The organism is Neobacillus sp. DFD-2R (assembly GCF_057747865.1).
Genome location: NZ_CM173228.1, coordinates 216,830 through 232,510, shown reverse-complemented (window position 1 = coordinate 232,510; position 15,681 = coordinate 216,830). Strand labels below are relative to the sequence as shown.

Below are 15,681 nucleotides of genomic sequence, written 5' to 3'. Positions count from 1 at the left end.
TATACATTAAAAAGGACTCCTTGTGTGGATTTGAAGCGTAGATAACTAAAAAAATCATGATTTATGTTTTATTAAAAGGAAAAATTCAGACAAAAGAAGGGAAGGAGATACGATGTCAAAAGAAATAAAAGAACCCGGATGGAACTTTGACAACAGTTATGCCCAGTTGCCGCAAACCTTTTTTTCCAGTCAGAACCCGAAGCCTGTAGGCTCACCGAAGTTAATCATTCTTAATGAACCGTTGGCAGCCTCCCTGGGGTTGAACGCCGAGGCGCTGAAAAGCGAGGATAGCGTAGCGGTGTTTGCCGGCAACCGGATTCCCGAAGGCGCTTCGCCTCTTGCTCAGGCCTATGCCGGGCATCAATTTGGGCATTTTACGATGTTAGGGGACGGCCGGGCTGTGCTGCTTGGCGAACAGATCACCCCTTCAGGCGAACGGTTTGATATTCAGCTCAAGGGTCCGGGCAGGACGCCCTACTCCCGAGGAGGCGATGGCCGGGCGGCACTTGGACCGATGCTGCGCGAATACATTATTAGCGAAGCCATGAATGCGCTTGGTATTCCTACCACCCGCAGTCTGGCTGTGGTGACAACCGGCGAGGTCGTCATCCGTGAAACCGACCTGCCCGGTGCCATTCTGACCCGTACGGCTGCCAGTCATATCCGTGTCGGCACCTTTCAATACGCTGCCAAATGGGGCACTGTTGAGGAACTCCGGATTCTCGCTGACTATACACTCAAGCGCCATTACCCGGACGTTGAAGCGGATGAGAACCGCTATCTTTCGCTCCTTCAGGAAGTAATCAAGCGTCAGGCTGCCCTGATTGCCAAATGGCAGCTGGTGGGCTTCATCCACGGAGTGATGAACACCGATAACATGACCATTAGCGGAGAAACCATTGATTACGGTCCTTGCGCCTTCATGGATACGTATGATCCGGATACGGTATTCAGTTCCATTGACCGCCAAGGCCGCTATGCCTATGGCAATCAGCCGTATATTGCCGGCTGGAATCTCGCGCGCTTTGCTGAAACCCTATTGCCGCTGCTGCATGACGATGAGGAGCAGGCTGTTAAGCTAGCCCAGGATGCGATTTCCCATTTTATGGAGTTGTATCGCAGTCATTGGCTTGCGGGAATGAGAGCCAAACTGGGAATCGTTAACGAAGAGCAACAGGATGAATCCCTGATTGAAGACCTCCTCAATATGATGCAGAAGCATGGTGCGGACTATACCAATACCTTCCGCGCCTTAACGTTTGATACACCTGAGGATACGCCCCTGTTCGGAACCCCTGAATTTACTCAGTGGCATGAACGGTGGAAGAAAAGACTTGGGGAATCGAAGGCCTCTTCGATTCAGTTGATGCGGAACAGCAATCCTGCGGTCATCCCTCGGAACCACCGGGTAGAAGCGGCACTTGAAGCCGCAGTGGAAGGCGACTACAGCGTGATGGAGCGGCTGCTTGCTGTTCTTTCAAATCCCTTCGCGAACACGCCCGAACAGGATGAGTACGCTGCACTGCCTGCGCCATCGGCCTGTCGTTACCGAACCTATTGCGGAACATGATTACGATTCGTGCAAAATGATAATGCTACCTCTTTTCTTGAGGTAGCATTTTTTTAGTTTATGATTTCTTCTGTTTACCTATTTACATTCATTTATTTTATAAGATAGTAGTCACTCTTTTTAATATGGTTCCGTCTTTTTACAAGAAAATAGGAAAAGTGTCACAACGTAGGATAAAGTGTCTATTTATATTATCCTGCCATATTGGTAATCCGTGTTAAAATTAGGTGTATTTTACCAAAACAGGGGGGAACGTGAGAATGAAAAAGCTTAAAAAGGTTGGTAGTTTAGTTGCTTTGTCAACAGGTCTTTTGTTGTTAGGAGGTGTGAATGCACATGCTCAGTCACCTTATGATGCACTAAAAGGTCAATTGAACAAGGATAAATCACAAAGTCAAATTCATAAAATGGCTGGCTTTGAAAATGCTAAAATTGATAGATTGTTAAAATCTGAGGTGAAAACACAAGGTGGAATTAAAGCTGACATTAAATCACAGGGTGTCGTTAAGTCAAAAGATTTAACTGGTAATTATGTTTATGAGGTAGAGCCAAATAACGAAATTTATAATGCAAACCTTTTAAATAGAGGGGATATTGTTCTAGGTACATTTACTGACTATGACATTGACACCTACCAAATCACTGTCCCAAAGTCCGGTTTAATAGGTGTATCGGGAATCATGCAAACCACTTCTTTATCAGACATTGGTTTTGTGCTTACGGATGCAAATGATAATCTCATTTTTTCTGATTATATGCAACAAGATGACCACCAATTAACATTAGGATACAATCTTCCAGCAGGAGTTTACTATATAAGTGCATTAAATGTCGGTATGTATACAACAGATGATACATATGGTTTGGCTTGGGATTTCATAGACCAGCAACAAGATACAACACCCCCCACCCCGCCTTTAGTTAATCCCATCCACGATAATGAAAATGTGATCACCGGTGTTACGGAACCTAATGCGAAAGTTATTGTTTCTCTGGGTGGAGTTCAAATTGGTGCCTCTGTAGCCGGTGATAATGGAAAGTTCACAACGAGAATTCCTCATGAAAATGCCGGTTCGATTTTAACTGTTACTGCAACGGACAGCGCAGGAAATGAAAGCAGTCCAACAAATGTTACAGTTATGAAAGCGAATCTGAATGGTTGGGTTACTGAAAATGGTAAACGCTATTATTATGTAAACAACGTAAAACAAAAGGGTTGGTTAGTGTACAACGGCAAGAAGTATTACCTGGATACTGCTACCGGTGCAATGAAAACCGGTTGGGTTCTTGATAAAGGTAAATGGTACTACTTCAATAAATCTACCGGTATTATGACTACCGGTTGGATTCTAGACGGGAAGAAGTGGTACTATCTGGACAACACCGGAGCCATGAAAACCGGTTGGTTATGGTATAACAAGAACTGGTATTTCCTAAATAAAGATGGTTCGATGGCGACCGGCTGGATCTTAACCGGCGGTAAGTGGTACTACCTCTATAGCAGCGGTATCATGGCACATGATACGAAGATTGGTTCTTATCGAGTTGGTCATGATGGTGCCAGAATTAGATAAGTAAGTCTCGATTAAAAAGAGAGTCACAGACTGAAGGCAAATCCCAACTATACGGATTTGCCTTCAGTCTTTTTTAATAATTAAGTTACTATTATGTGCGTTTTCGCAAAAAGACCCTGCTATTCGCAAATGAAATCGGCATAACCGCCAGAACAGGCAGGCTATACTCAATTAGTCCATCCCCTCGACCTGAAAACTTGACAAAATCCGACTAAAATCCTTTTTAATCAAACGTTTGATTAAATATCCCGCGAGGCTTCTATTTTAAAAGGTTTTCCGTCTAAAAATAGTAAAAAGAATGTCAATTGGTGTTTCATTTTTTTAATAGAATATCAAATTTAGTATCCTCTTTGTGAGCTATCGAGTTGTACAAAAAAACCGTATCTATTTATGATACGGTTCACCCTAACGTTACTACCTGCGGTTTTTTATCAATAAAAATAGGAACATATCCATCTTTTCCAACCCGGGATACGTACAATAACTTTGGAAATATTCGTGCACCTAACATCCTTCAACTTTTCCATTCGAACAATAGTGACAAGCAATTATTATTTTTTATTCAACCGGGTACTATCGGGCCTTTCACGAGGAGTTAAATTGATAATGAAATACCCAATTATTAGGATTAAGATAATAATCGCATAAAATAATGAATTTTGAGGGTGATCGTGATCAACAATAATTATTCTTATCATTGCCGTTATGCCAATATATAAAAAATACCTAATAGGGAAGTGGTAATCTTCTTTAAAGTATTTAACAATCATAGAAATAAACTCAAAATATAAAAAGAAGATAAGTATATTGGCAAGAAAAAGTTTAAAGTCATTGTTGCCTCCCCCTATCAAAATCTGAATGAAAATGATTAATTCCTTAACTAGTAAAATAGATAAAATGATTGCTAGTAAAACGAGGGATATATTCAAAAATATTTGGAGAATCTTTGGGATAAAGCATAAGATAATAGAAAAATTCTGTTTTATCTTAAACATGCAAATCTTCCTCTCACTTTTAAACTATAACTCAACTTTAATTTTTCTTAGAAATATTCGATTACCTTCTTTCTCCTCCTTCAAGAAAAAGCAAAAATGCACTCTTAAAAAGAGTGCATTACTGACAAATAAAACCTACACTCTTATCAATCAAGGTATCATCACCCGCAGGAGTTAGCACAGTATCTTAGTAGACCTGTTGCTGAGGTTTCATCGGGCCAGTCTATTCACCTCTCTGGATAAGAAATATTTTTTTATAACTTTATCAACCGACAAAAAGAATGTCAAGATAATTCTGTCTCTTAAAAAACACTACATCCCTACAGCTATAAAATAAAAATAATGACAGTTATTATTTTAATCTCAAAACTCTCCTTGGGAACTGGGAAAGAAAAAACCTATCCATCCTTTACAAATATCGGATAGGTGGCACCAGGCACGTGGAACGGTGCTTGTTAGGTTAATCGGTAAATTTTACTCGGTACGAATAAGATAACTCATTGTCTTTCCCGGCAGACTCTATTACCTGTCCATCCTCCTGGACAATCACAATCCCTAGATCCGTCCTCTCTTTAGAACAAAACAGAAAAAGGCGTCCGATTCAATCTCGGCAGCCTAAACTGTGTTCCTTTACTTAAAATGATTCTATTTTTTATTGATAGACACAGATCCCGCACTGGATTCCAGCTGCAGCTTCGGACCGCCTGAGCCGATGGAGCCGATGACGCGGTCATGTTCCTTTGTTGTGTACGAAACGTTGGCCAGATTGATATTCACACTGCCCGCAGATGTCTGAAGGTTCAGTTGCAGAGACTCCGGCTGCTGCCCGGTTACGATTCGAACGGATCCTGCGCTGCTGCTGGCAGTGATGTCTCGGGTAATCGCTTTTACTTGGACATCCACCGAACCGGCGCTGCTGGTTAAATCCATTTTCCCCTCTATGTTCGTTAGTTTTATACTTCCCGCTGAAGAATGGGCGGTTACATCGCCTTTTAAGTCTTCCCCTTTAATACTGCCTGCGGAAGAATTCAAATCTATGCGGCCCGCTGAAATTTGCCGGATTTCAATACTGCCTGCCTGCGAGCGGCCGGTGAGTTCACTGTACATTTTCTCCGGTACCTCCACATCGGCTTGCAGGTGATTGGACATGAACTCAAATAGCGATAAATGAAATTTTTGATCATTTTTCGGCCCGATATCAATCATTGCCGTATCACCGCTCTTGCTTACGGAAAACACCAGATCCTTTCGGGAGGTTTTGCCGTGGAGGTGAACGGTTAAAGCGTCGGTTTTTGAAGGATAAAAATGGACGCTGGATGAACGTGATTCCAGGTTTATTTTATTAATGTCCTTAACTTGAATCGTTTTCGTTTCATTTACCGCAACCGCCGAGGCAGGATGGACAAACCCGTAATAGAAAACTCCAATGACTCCAATCACCAATCCCAAAATAGCGGCAACTATCGATAACTTTTTCACCTTAATAACCCCCTCTCACGATTTTCACATTGAGCTTCCAATACCAACGGAGTAAGCGAATATATCCCTTTGCCAAAAAGTGTGTCAACAGGAACAGCAGATACCCAAATGAAAAGACGGCGAGGACGAAGAAGAACATGAGCAGCATCGGTGTATCGTGCGTAAATAAATTCATGATGAAACCCAGAGGAGAAAGAAGACAACCGATTGCCGTTACATAAAGCCCGACAAACGTACCGGCGATTCCGACAACGGGACCAACGATGAAAGTAAGATTAAAGAGCAGCATTCCTATCAAGGCAATAATGTTCAAACCGGTTTGTTTTTGTGAAATAAAATCGGTAAATGACGTCTTTTCAACCGGCTGAAATGCCCCTAATTCATGGGCGATCGTTCGCGGCGATCCTAGATTCGCAACCGCCTCTTCCTCCGTTTTTCCATTTTCGATCGCCGATTCAATATGTGACTCGTAATCACTTAAAATATCTTCTCGTTCGATATCAGGCAATGGCGCTAACAGACGATTCAGTTCGTCTAAAAATTGCTGTTTAGTCATGCTTCATCCCCTCCTCAATAATCTCATTGACACTCTTTGAAAATTGCTGCCATTCCTGTACCAGCTGTTCGAGATATTCCCGTCCCGCCTTCGTCAGCTGATAGTATTTTCGCGGCGGGCCTTCATTGGATTCCGACAAGTATGTAGCGAAATAGCCCTCATTTGTTAACCGCCGTAATAAAGGATATACCGTTCCTTCCGCGATATGGATTTTATCCGAGATGCTGTGAACCAGCTCATAACCATAGCGGTCCTTCTTCAAGGTGTAAACCAATACACATAATTCCAGTGCACCTTTCTTAAATTGAACATTCAAGTGACTCACCTACCTATAAAGTAATGTATGCTATTGTGTAATGTATAGTAGTTGAACGTAATTTTTTTCTATTACAGGAATAATATACCATCAGCTATTAAATAATGCAAGGTACTGAATGATCATTAGGGGGGAATTTTGAGTTTTATAAAGTCACCTTAAGTACTATTAAATGGTGAAATTTGCGAAGAAATTCCGGATAGCCAAACGATATTCCTTTAAAAAAATCACTTTTAAAGAATGTAGTTAAATTTCCATCATATACTAAATTGTCCAAATCTTTATAAACAACATAGTAAACAGATGATATACTAAAATATGTTACAAGAGACAAAAAATCATAAAATAAGGAGGTTTTTGACATGCAGTGGTATTTGAGTGTGTTAAAGAATTATGTAGGCTTTCAAGGGAGAGCACAGCGTAAGGAATACTGGATGTTTTTTCTTTTCAATGCTATCGTTTCCATCATACTTATAACATTAGATAAAATCTTACATGTATATCCAGTATTATCAACGATCTATGATTTGGCGGTATTATTGCCTAACTTAGCTGTTTCCATCCGCAGATTACACGATACCGGAAAAAGTGGATGGTGGATCTTACTTGGCCTTATTCCATTTGTTGGCACCATTATTCTCCTTGTATTTATGTGCCAAGACAGTCAACCGGATGATAATCAATATGGACCTAATCCAAAAAGTGAGTTCAAATCAATAAGCTAATCGACAACCGCTTTTTAAGCGGTTTTTTTTTTGAAATCAAATTCAATTGTTCACATTAGGGCCCTTTGAAGTGTTTTGGTGGCTCATTTTTAATTTGGGGGAGCTCCTTTTTACGTCAATTTACCTACCACTTTTGAAGATTTTCCTGCCAACTGATTTCGTCCATCTACTAAAATAGCTATAAACGCCTTATAAGTAAAAGTTGTTTATTTTCAATAAATGAACCTTATCACACAATACGAACGTATATATTAGGACTATAGGAAAATAGATGGGATAATTAAAAATTTCTTAAATAAATAATGGAGGTAACTCGTGAAAATAAAAAACAAATTGCCACAGTATTATGAAAGTTTACATTTTGAGTTGATTAAAAATGAATGGGTTCCAATGAAAGAACCTAAACATTTAATAAGTGCTATTTTTTTATCTATTCCTTTAATGATTATCAATGCACTTATCTCTGTTGGGATAATAAATATGCTTTCTAATGTATCGTTGAAAGATTTTGGAATAGAACCTCAAACTGATTCTATTTTATTTACTATTAACTTAGGAATTATTTTTTTTATAATTATTCCTTTAATGATTATCAATGCACTTATCTCTGTTGGGATAATAAATATGCTTTCTAATGTATCGTTGAAAGATTTTGGAATAGAACCTCAAACTGATTCTATTTTATTTACTATTAACTTAGGAATTATTTTTTTTATAATATTACTTGTAATTCTTCACGAATTACTTCATTTGATATTCATACCCAATTTTATTAAATCAAAAAATACATTTATTGGACTTACTTTATTGGGTGGGTTTGTAGCCACTGAAGAAAATATTTCAAAAACAAGATATATACTAATTACAATAGCTCCATTCATCATTATTTCAGTTATTTTGCCATTAATATTAGGTTTTTTTGGAGTTTTAACTTCAACATTAAAATTTTTGATTATACTAAACTCTATGTCATCATCGGTAGATATACTAAATCTTCTACTTATAATTAAACAAGTACCCAATAATGGAATTTTAAAAAGTAACGGACATAAGACCTATTGGAATAATAAACAAACGGACTTCAAATTTTGAAGCCCTTTTTGTTTATTTTAAATTTTCAACAATAGTATTTAACAGAGCCATTATTTAAAATAGAACTCAATTTATCATCTTTAAGATACCTTTTTGGGGGAGCTCCTATTTACGTGCCAGTTCCATTGATTTACCTGCCACATTGAACAATTTACCTGCCACTTTCAATGATTTACCTGCCAACTGATGTCGCTCACCTACTAAAATAGCTATAAATGCCTTAATGCCCCTTCTATTTTTTTAAATAGAGCTCTTCCCTTCCTTAAGTATCATCTTTAAGTTACCTTTTTTGGGGGAGCTCCTATTTACGTGCCGGTTCCATCGATTTACATGCCACTTTTGTGATTTTACCTGCCACTTCGACCATTTTACCTGCCACTTTCAATGATTTACCTGCCAACTGATGTCGTTCATCTACTAAAATAGCTATAAATGCCTTAATGCCCCTTCTATTTTTTAAAATAGAGCTCTTTCCTTCCTTAAGTATCATCTTTAAGTTACCTTTTTCGGGGGGAGATTCTATATACGTGCCGGTTCCATCAATTTACCTGCCACTTTCAATGATTTACCTGCCAACTGATGTCGTTCACCTACTAAAATAGCTATAAATACCTTAATGCCCCTTCTTTTTTTTAAAATAGAGCTCTTTCCTTCCTTAAGTATCATCTTTTAGTTACCTTTTTCGGGGGAGATTCTATATACGTGCCGGTTCCATCAATTTATCTGCCACTTTTGTGATTTTACCTGCCACTTCGACCAATTTACCTGCCACTTTCAATGATTTACCTGCCAACTCACTCCCCCCACCTACTTAGTCAGCGTACGAGGGCAAGACAAAAAAAGGAGCCGAATGGATCTCGACCCCTAAACAATGTTCCTTTTATTATTGTTTATTAAGACTTTTAAATCCGTATTTTTCGTAGGTCTGCATCGATTTTTCATTATGGAGATAATCATAGAAGCGTTTGGCTTCTTGTAGATGGGCGCTGTCTTTTATCACTCCTACGGGATAAATAATCGGAGTGTGGGTGCTGTCCTTAGCGGTGGCGATCATTTTTACTTTCGGCGAAATTAACGCGTCCGTCTTATAAACAATCCCTGCATCTACATTTCCCGTTTCTACATATGTAAGAACTTGGCGTACATCTTTGGCGTATACCATTTTCCCTTGAACCGCATTCCAGATATTTAAGTTTCCTAATGTTTCCTTTGCATACTGCCCGGCCGGTACAGCCTCTGGGGTTCCGATCGAAATTTTTGTTGCTTTCGTCAAATCCGTAAAGTCCTTGATTCCCTTATTCGTATCCTTTGGCACGACTAATACCATTTCATTCCCAAGAAGATCGGATCCTTTTTGTTTTTCAATGGTCCCTTTTTGGACCAATTGATTAAATTTGTCTTCAGCCGCTGAGAAAAAGAGGTCCACAGGTGCTCCTTGGGAAATTTGTTGTTGAAGAGCCCCTGAAGCTCCAAAGTTATAGTTTATCGTCACATTCGGATGAGCTTTTTCATAGGCAGCTTTGATGTCATTTAGTGCGTCTTGTAAACTAGCTGCTGCCGAAACCGTTAATTCCACTTTCTTACTTTGTTCCTTTGTGGAACATCCTGACATTACAAGCAATAACAGCATCAACGAGAAAAATAAAAGATATCGTTTTTTCACCCTGCCTCTTCCTTCCTATTCGTTATAACTAGTTATGTTTAATTATAACTATTTATAATTAGTTATGGTGTAAAAAAAATCACATTTTAATATGAATATACTTTTTAAAAGGCAATGAGCTAAAATAGAAGAAGGAGGGATACAAATGTCGAAGGAGCTTTCCTATACAATTGAAGAAGTGTCACAGCTTTTAAAGGTATCCAAACTAACCATCTATGACCTCATTAAAAAAGGCGAATTGCCTGTATTCCGTGTCGGAAGACAAATGAGGATGGATGCGAAAGACTTAGAAACGTATATTAGCCGGCATAAAATGAATCAGACTATTCCTTCTCAGAGGATGGAATCAAAGGATTCACAACCCCTTGTTATTAGTGGACAAGACATGGTTTTAGATATTCTAGGGAAACACATTGAGAAATATTCTGCCTATAAAACATTACGCTCCTATACCGGAAGCTTAAATAGCCTTATCTCTATGTACAATGGGGAATGTGACATTGTGAGTGTCCATATGTTCGATGGTGATACAGGAGAATATAATCTTCCTTATATTAAAAAGATTTTGGTCGGCTATCCCTATATTTTAATCAATCTGATTTCTCGGAAAGCCGGCTTTTATGTGCAAAAGGGGAATCCCCTCGGCCTCACCGCTTGGTCTGATTTAAATCAGGAACACCTAACCATGATTAATCGGGAGAAAGGGTCAGGCGCAAGAATCCTTCTCGATGAACAATTAAGAATCCACCGGCTTTCTCCTAAGAACATTAACGGGTATGAGCACGAAGAGACGAGTCATTTAAGTGTAGCTTCGGCCGTTTCTACCGGTATCGCCGATGTGGGAGTGGGAATTGAAAAAGCAGCAAAAATTGTTGGCATCGATTTTGTTCCTTTAATCACGGAACGCTATGACCTGGTGATTTTAAAAACGCCTGAAACCAAAGAAACCATTCGGTTGGTAAAGGAAATTTTATCATCTAATCTGTTTCAGTCAGAAATTAACTCGATTGGCGATTATGACCTTTCGCAAACAGGAACGATTTTGTATGAAACGTTTTAAACGGAAGTCTGTCCGAATCGCATTGACGTTGGCGGGTTGAGTGATCTGCCTGCAGTAACTATCTATCATTAGAAACGTCTATTTATCAAAAGGGGGCGATGCAATGAACAAACAGTTGTTTGGATTTGTTATTATGATTCTTTTTACCCTTATGGGCTGTTCAAATGAAAAAGTCTCTGTGCCCAAGGCGGATAGCGGAAAACCTCCAACTGTCTTCGTTAAGATCGGTGATGAAACGCATAAAACGACGCTCGGTACTTATTGCTGGAAAGCTACCTGTGTTGATACCCTTGGACCGCGTGAGCTTTTAAAAGGAAAAAAGCCTATCACCGTAAAACCCGGTGAAACGATCACGTTGGTGATGGATTATAAGCCAAAACCCACTGAATTCCATGTTGTCCAGATGAATGAAACTAAACAAATTGGAGTCATGGTAATAGATAACCAATTTACCGCACCTGCACAAAAAGGTATTTATTATTATTCGTACGGTGTACAGTGGATGGATAAAAAAAAGGTTCATGTATCTAACGGTGATGCCGGATATGCCTTCGCTCTTGAAGTAAATTAGAGATGAATTTCATAGACTCTTTAGCAGTTGCCTAAAATTGTATTCACCATCATTTTATTTAATAGATCTGAACCTCTAGTGAATCCGGGCATCTTTCCAATTAAAGATCATTTAAATTAAAAGACAGTAAATATAACCAAAGAAGAGCATCGATTTCTAACATCGCAAACATTAAAAATGACTATCAAATTGTATGTTAATTTGATAGTCATTTTTTATTGGTAGATAGCGATTTCCTTGTCATTTCTTCCGAAGTTTGCATATGAAAATATATATTAAATTGTAAGGGTACAATGGCTGTTATATTTAGGTTAGATAAGTGAAACAGTTGATATTAAAAGGAAACGCCTTTCCGAAGCCTTATTTCAAAAATGGTTTATTCCAATTTCATATGTATACTAGACTTTTGAAATAGATGTTGATCATCGTATTGTTATTTATCGCTTGGTTATCAATGGGCACATGAAATACACCAGTTGTAATTGCCTTAACCATTCTATCACCTCTTTTTTTAAGATGTACTATATATTATTCAAGAATAATATTTTCGCATCCGCTAATTCTATTAATTTTTATAAAAATGTACGATTTTACCAGCGCTTCCATTTCCACGGAATATCTAAAGGCCCCCAGCATATCCCGGTACTCATCCGCGATTCCCGATATAACGGATGGTATATTTCCGGCTTGATGTAATTTGATTGGCTGCTTCGACCCTACTTCAGCTTTTGTTATTGCAAAAGAAGCAACGAAAAGCCAACTGCTAAGTCAGTTGGCTTTTCGTTCTTAATATGTAAACTACCCTTCAATTTCGATATGATTGTAGCCGTTATCGGTCGTATACACTTCATACCATTTGTACGTTGGGGACTTAAACCACTCGTAATGCGGCAAATAGATAATATATCTTAATGTGCCTTCAGCATCGAGGATCGACTTAAATATTTGAACCGTTCCATATCCAAATATTTGATTTAGATATCCTTCAATTCCTTCTTTGACCATCCTTTTTTTATCTTCTTGTTCTTTATAATATAACTCAATCAGCCCATTTACAAAAGCGCACAACAATAGGATCGTAACCGGGATTAAAACAACAAAAAATAAAATTTTGAACAAAAAAACCGCCCCCCCAAATTTTTTATATAAATTATTAAAAACGTAAAAACTCCTCTTGTATTATGAATTATACATCTACTATTTTAAAAAAGGTGTTACGAAAATCTGAACATTTAGCCTCGAAAATTCGGAGAATGATTGCTATAAAAAAAGACAAATCAGGCGTACTGACAGGAAATTTCCTTCATTTAGCCCATTTCAAAGTACCGGTAAATAATTGGACAAGCTTAGGTTGTTTGCCTTTCCACATAAAGGACTTCCTCCATACATTAAAGTATGTTCATATAGGAAGGAGGAATTTTGAATGCAAATAGATTATAATCAAGCACGTCGTTTAGAGGGTAAAATGATTAAGTTTAAAAATAATCAAGGGGAATGGTCAATTGGTAGAGTCGTAAAGGTAAATAAAGATGGCCTTGAAATTGAAGAATTAAGTTCTTCTAGTTCTACTGATGGATACGGATTTGGTTTTTTTGGTCCGAGACCATTTTTTAGACCGTGTTTTAGACCACCTGTTTTCTTCCCATTTGTTGGATTTGGTTTTTCTCCATTCTTCTTTTAGTAAATGCAAGCCCGGATTCACTCTTGCACGAAGATTAGATGAAATAGAAGGGAATTAGTAGTAAATCAAGGCTGCCATATTCGTGGCAGCTTTTCTTATTGATAGCGGAGCAGGAGTTGAGGAAGATATTATGTCGGTTGGCTCAGAATGTAGAAAAAAGGCATCCGATTCAGACGCCTGGTAAAAATATATTCGTTTATTTGCTATGTAATAACATTTTATCTAATTCACGTACTTGATCATATGAATTTACTAGTTGTTTAGGTACCAATGTTCTTCCATATTCCCAGGAATTCGTTTCTATTAGAGATAAAAGCTGTTCTTTTTCTTCTTCCTTACCATACATTATTATCCTTGTATCATGTTTATTTTTCTTAAAATCCAAATAATAACCGAGCACATGATAAAGAATAATTTTAACAAAGTTTTCATCTGTCTCTTTAATTTTAAAGTTAAGTTTAGCTTTATATCCGTTAACTTGTAAGTAGTTAAACCTTATCGTATTGTGTGATACGTTATAACTCATAGGTGCAGTTAATTTATTGTTAAATTCATAATTAATATCTAAATTGTGCTCAGCTAATGTTTCTTTAATAATCCTCTCGATATCCCATGTATAAAGCATCTTATCATCACTTCCTCATTCAGAGTAATCTGCTTCCTCATATTAAGCGGTTATTTCTTCTCGACTTTTACTAATCCTTTACCTAAGTTATCCTTTTCAAAATAGCATATGACCACATCATTAACTTGTATCTTATCACCCGAATGGATGTTTTTAGCAGAAAAATGGATTTCTGTCCCGTCATCCTCTTTTCCGTAGTATTGATTACCTTTAATATTGGTAATCTTGTATTCTACCGTAGTGAACTCAGAGGAAACAGTACTTGTCGTGTTAACAGGAGCAGGAGCAGCGTTGTGAGCTCTAACCCATACTAATGCTACTAAAATTATTGAGAGTACCACAAGGATGATCATTCTTTTAAACATATTACTCTACCTCTTTCTATGTATTTTAAGAGATGTAAGGGGAAAATAAATCCTTCTATTTTCCTTTAGTCTTTTTACCCATGTTGATACCCGTTATCAAAAAAGGGGATTTTCTTTCAAAACCTTAAGGAAAATTGCGTCATTTTACATATATCGCATCAATAACATTATACATTAACGCCGGATTCATGGATAATGAATTGAGATTTGCGGGGTAGAACTGAAGAATTAATATTCCAATTTGATTTGGATAAGGAGAATAAATTAGTATCCTTTATAATGAGTTACAAAAGACTGCTCTTTTCTTAACATTAAAAATGTCCCCCCATGTGGTAGGACATTATCGTTATTATTTTTCTTTTGCTATTTCCACTCTATTAGGAGCAAGTGGCGGCTGCTCTAACCATTTATTCTGTACCATCAGATCAAACCATTTTTTAGTCACCATCAGATTTTTTAGAATGGTCCCTTCGTAAGCGGCTACAAGGTCTGTTCTCATGGCTGATGCTAATCCTCCCCCATGATAGTTTTGTGCCGCTTGGAACAAGAACCCGATATGATACAACATTAACTTATCGGAAAAAGGAGCGTCCGTTGAAGTTGTCACTTCTGTTTCCCACGATTTCGGAACCGGCAAATTATCCGCTTGCATTATTTTCGAAAAGGATTTTATTTGTCCATCAGCCGTTACCTCTGAATCCGTTAAAAACTTTCTTACTTCCTTCGTTTGCGCGACTTGACTAAATGCGATCGAAAGAGTCTTAGCCATAATACTTTTTTTAAGGTTGATTGAAATACTGATGATTTCTGTTGCAGCTAAAACTCTCCCTTTTCCGAAAATTCCATCTGAAAAATCTTCGCTGGAAATATATTCAGGGTTCTTGGCAGGATAAAATAGCGGGTCTCTCTGAAAATTCCCTTTTTCAAGCAATAACTCAATGGTTAGATTGTACATTCTTTTCGCATCATTATCACAGGAATCGTAAAAATCCCTTAAGTCTTTTCTGACAGAAACACCAAATGCAGTGGTGTGCCCCAGCAAACCGTGTACAGTCATAATATGTAAATAATTTAAGCAAAAGATATCAGTAAAAAGTCTCTCTGCTCCATTATTGAGGTCCGATTCCGTAAATCCAATCGGAACCGGAAAGCCTTCATTCTCGATAAAGGCGACGATTCCTTTCTTTTGTTTAGCGAACGTCTTGATAGCATCCTCAAAAATAGTTTTTATTGATTCATCTTCAATAATCGTGAACATATACCTATTTACGACATCTGTCATTGTTCCGTTTATATACTCTCCCCACAGTGTTCCTATTTCGGAAGATGTGAGTTTTATTTTATCCTTTTCCATACAATCACCTCTTAGCTATTATTTACTAATTCAGCAAGAGATATGAAACTTTACC

18 protein-coding genes and 1 riboswitch are annotated in these 15,681 nt (G+C 37.9%); of the genes, 7 read left to right on the top strand and 11 right to left on the bottom strand.

Annotated elements, in window-relative coordinates; translation table 11 throughout:
• The first annotated feature begins 112 nt into the window (after positions 1-112).
• Positions 113-1,570: a protein adenylyltransferase SelO gene (locus tag AC3ANV_RS01190; protein WP_488311884.1), complete on the top strand. Its 1,458-nt coding sequence runs from the start codon at positions 113-115 to the stop codon at positions 1,568-1,570.
• A gap of 260 nt (positions 1,571-1,830) precedes the next feature.
• Entirely contained in the window at positions 1,831-3,144 is a 1,314-nt protein-coding gene (locus AC3ANV_RS01185; RefSeq protein WP_488311883.1) for an N-acetylmuramoyl-L-alanine amidase family protein, read from the top strand.
• 551 nt (positions 3,145-3,695) lie between these two features.
• Here the strand turns inward: AC3ANV_RS01185 and psiE are convergent.
• The 4 genes from psiE to AC3ANV_RS01165 all read right to left on the bottom strand — a co-directional run bounded on the left by psiE (position 3,696) and on the right by AC3ANV_RS01165 (position 6,490).
• Positions 3,696-4,139 (bottom strand): phosphate-starvation-inducible protein PsiE, encoded by a 444-nt coding sequence (gene psiE, locus AC3ANV_RS01180; protein ID WP_488311882.1) that lies wholly within the window; start codon positions 4,137-4,139, stop codon positions 3,696-3,698.
• A 140-nt stretch (positions 4,140-4,279) separates the two neighbouring features.
• Positions 4,280-4,385, bottom strand: a riboswitch (SAM riboswitch).
• 399 nt (positions 4,386-4,784) lie between these two features.
• A complete protein-coding gene (locus AC3ANV_RS01175; protein WP_488311881.1) occupies positions 4,785-5,618 on the bottom strand; it encodes a DUF4097 family beta strand repeat-containing protein in 834 nt (277 codons plus the stop codon).
• A gap of 1 nt (position 5,619) precedes the next feature.
• Positions 5,620-6,174, bottom strand: a complete 555-nt coding sequence (locus tag AC3ANV_RS01170; protein ID WP_488311880.1) for an HAAS signaling domain-containing protein — start codon at positions 6,172-6,174, stop codon at positions 5,620-5,622.
• Positions 6,167-6,490, bottom strand: a complete 324-nt coding sequence (locus AC3ANV_RS01165; RefSeq protein ID WP_488311879.1) for a PadR family transcriptional regulator — start codon at positions 6,488-6,490, stop codon at positions 6,167-6,169. The genes AC3ANV_RS01170 and AC3ANV_RS01165 overlap by 8 nt, the downstream gene beginning before the upstream one ends.
• A 362-nt stretch (positions 6,491-6,852) precedes the next feature.
• On the opposite strand from AC3ANV_RS01165, the gene AC3ANV_RS01160 reads away from it, so the two are divergent.
• Positions 6,853-7,215, top strand: a complete 363-nt coding sequence (locus tag AC3ANV_RS01160) for a DUF805 domain-containing protein (protein WP_488311878.1) — start codon at positions 6,853-6,855, stop codon at positions 7,213-7,215.
• A gap of 315 nt (positions 7,216-7,530) precedes the next feature.
• A complete protein-coding gene (locus AC3ANV_RS01155; RefSeq protein WP_488311877.1) occupies positions 7,531-8,307 on the top strand; it encodes a DUF3267 domain-containing protein in 777 nt (258 codons plus the stop codon).
• 301 nt (positions 8,308-8,608) lie between these two features.
• On the opposite strand, the gene AC3ANV_RS01150 is transcribed toward AC3ANV_RS01155, so the two are convergent.
• The 3 genes from AC3ANV_RS01150 to modA form a co-directional block, all read right to left on the bottom strand.
• Positions 8,609-8,797 carry a hypothetical protein gene (locus AC3ANV_RS01150; protein ID WP_488311876.1) on the bottom strand — a complete coding sequence of 63 codons (189 nt, stop codon included), beginning with the start codon at positions 8,795-8,797 and terminating at the stop codon, positions 8,609-8,611.
• A gap of 29 nt (positions 8,798-8,826) precedes the next feature.
• Positions 8,827-8,973, bottom strand: a complete 147-nt coding sequence (locus AC3ANV_RS01145; RefSeq protein ID WP_488311875.1) for a hypothetical protein — start codon at positions 8,971-8,973, stop codon at positions 8,827-8,829.
• A 217-nt stretch (positions 8,974-9,190) separates the two neighbouring features.
• Positions 9,191-9,970: a molybdate ABC transporter substrate-binding protein gene (gene modA / locus AC3ANV_RS01140; RefSeq protein ID WP_488311874.1), complete on the bottom strand. Its 780-nt coding sequence runs from the start codon at positions 9,968-9,970 to the stop codon at positions 9,191-9,193.
• Between the two features lie 145 nt (positions 9,971-10,115).
• Between modA and AC3ANV_RS01135 the strand changes: the two genes are divergently transcribed.
• Positions 10,116-11,030 (top strand): helix-turn-helix transcriptional regulator, encoded by a 915-nt coding sequence (locus AC3ANV_RS01135; RefSeq protein WP_488311873.1) that lies wholly within the window; start codon positions 10,116-10,118, stop codon positions 11,028-11,030.
• Positions 11,031-11,133: 103 nt separating this feature from the next.
• Positions 11,134-11,601 (top strand): hypothetical protein, encoded by a 468-nt coding sequence (locus AC3ANV_RS01130; RefSeq protein WP_488311872.1) that lies wholly within the window; start codon positions 11,134-11,136, stop codon positions 11,599-11,601.
• 798 nt (positions 11,602-12,399) lie between these two features.
• Here AC3ANV_RS01130 and AC3ANV_RS01125 read toward each other — a convergent pair.
• The gene (locus tag AC3ANV_RS01125; protein ID WP_488311871.1) at positions 12,400-12,720 is read right to left on the bottom strand and encodes a hypothetical protein; all 321 of its coding nucleotides are present in this window, start codon (positions 12,718-12,720) and stop codon (positions 12,400-12,402) included.
• Between the two features lie 304 nt (positions 12,721-13,024).
• Here AC3ANV_RS01125 and AC3ANV_RS01120 point away from each other — a divergent pair, with 304 nt between their 5' ends.
• Positions 13,025-13,282, top strand: a complete 258-nt coding sequence (locus AC3ANV_RS01120) for a hypothetical protein (RefSeq protein WP_488311870.1) — start codon at positions 13,025-13,027, stop codon at positions 13,280-13,282.
• Between the two features lie 196 nt (positions 13,283-13,478).
• Here the strand turns inward: AC3ANV_RS01120 and AC3ANV_RS01115 are convergent, their stop codons facing one another.
• From AC3ANV_RS01115 to AC3ANV_RS01105, 3 genes are all read right to left on the bottom strand, one after another.
• Entirely contained in the window at positions 13,479-13,907 is a 429-nt protein-coding gene (locus AC3ANV_RS01115; RefSeq protein ID WP_488311869.1) for a hypothetical protein, read from the bottom strand.
• 50 nt (positions 13,908-13,957) lie between these two features.
• A complete protein-coding gene (locus AC3ANV_RS01110; protein ID WP_488311868.1) occupies positions 13,958-14,272 on the bottom strand; it encodes a hypothetical protein in 315 nt (104 codons plus the stop codon).
• Between the two features lie 349 nt (positions 14,273-14,621).
• Entirely contained in the window at positions 14,622-15,626 is a 1,005-nt protein-coding gene (locus AC3ANV_RS01105) for a DUF3231 family protein (protein ID WP_488311867.1), read from the bottom strand.
• Between the last annotated feature and the right edge of the window lie 55 nt (positions 15,627-15,681).

What these genes read in the sequence shown, in the direction of transcription:
- AC3ANV_RS01190 (WP_488311884.1), top strand. Translation starts at nt 113, where the DNA reads ATGTCAAAAGAAATAAAAGAACCCGGATGGAACTTTGACAACAGTTAT.
- AC3ANV_RS01185 (WP_488311883.1), top strand. Translation starts at nt 1,831, where the DNA reads ATGAAAAAGCTTAAAAAGGTTGGTAGTTTAGTTGCTTTGTCAACAGGT.
- psiE (WP_488311882.1), bottom strand. Translation starts at nt 4,139, where the DNA reads ATGTTTAAGATAAAACAGAATTTTTCTATTATCTTATGCTTTATCCCA.
- AC3ANV_RS01170 (WP_488311880.1), bottom strand. Translation starts at nt 6,174, where the DNA reads ATGACTAAACAGCAATTTTTAGACGAACTGAATCGTCTGTTAGCGCCA.
- AC3ANV_RS01160 (WP_488311878.1), top strand. Translation starts at nt 6,853, where the DNA reads ATGCAGTGGTATTTGAGTGTGTTAAAGAATTATGTAGGCTTTCAAGGG.
- AC3ANV_RS01150 (WP_488311876.1), bottom strand. Translation starts at nt 8,797, where the DNA reads ATGATACTTAAGGAAGGAAAGAGCTCTATTTTAAAAAATAGAAGGGGC.
- AC3ANV_RS01145 (WP_488311875.1), bottom strand. Translation starts at nt 8,973, where the DNA reads ATGATACTTAAGGAAGGAAAGAGCTCTATTTTAAAAAAAAGAAGGGGC.
- AC3ANV_RS01135 (WP_488311873.1), top strand. Translation starts at nt 10,116, where the DNA reads ATGTCGAAGGAGCTTTCCTATACAATTGAAGAAGTGTCACAGCTTTTA.
- AC3ANV_RS01130 (WP_488311872.1), top strand. Translation starts at nt 11,134, where the DNA reads ATGAACAAACAGTTGTTTGGATTTGTTATTATGATTCTTTTTACCCTT.
- AC3ANV_RS01120 (WP_488311870.1), top strand. Translation starts at nt 13,025, where the DNA reads ATGCAAATAGATTATAATCAAGCACGTCGTTTAGAGGGTAAAATGATT.
- AC3ANV_RS01115 (WP_488311869.1), bottom strand. Translation starts at nt 13,907, where the DNA reads ATGCTTTATACATGGGATATCGAGAGGATTATTAAAGAAACATTAGCT.
- AC3ANV_RS01110 (WP_488311868.1), bottom strand. Translation starts at nt 14,272, where the DNA reads ATGTTTAAAAGAATGATCATCCTTGTGGTACTCTCAATAATTTTAGTA.
- AC3ANV_RS01105 (WP_488311867.1), bottom strand. Translation starts at nt 15,626, where the DNA reads ATGGAAAAGGATAAAATAAAACTCACATCTTCCGAAATAGGAACACTG.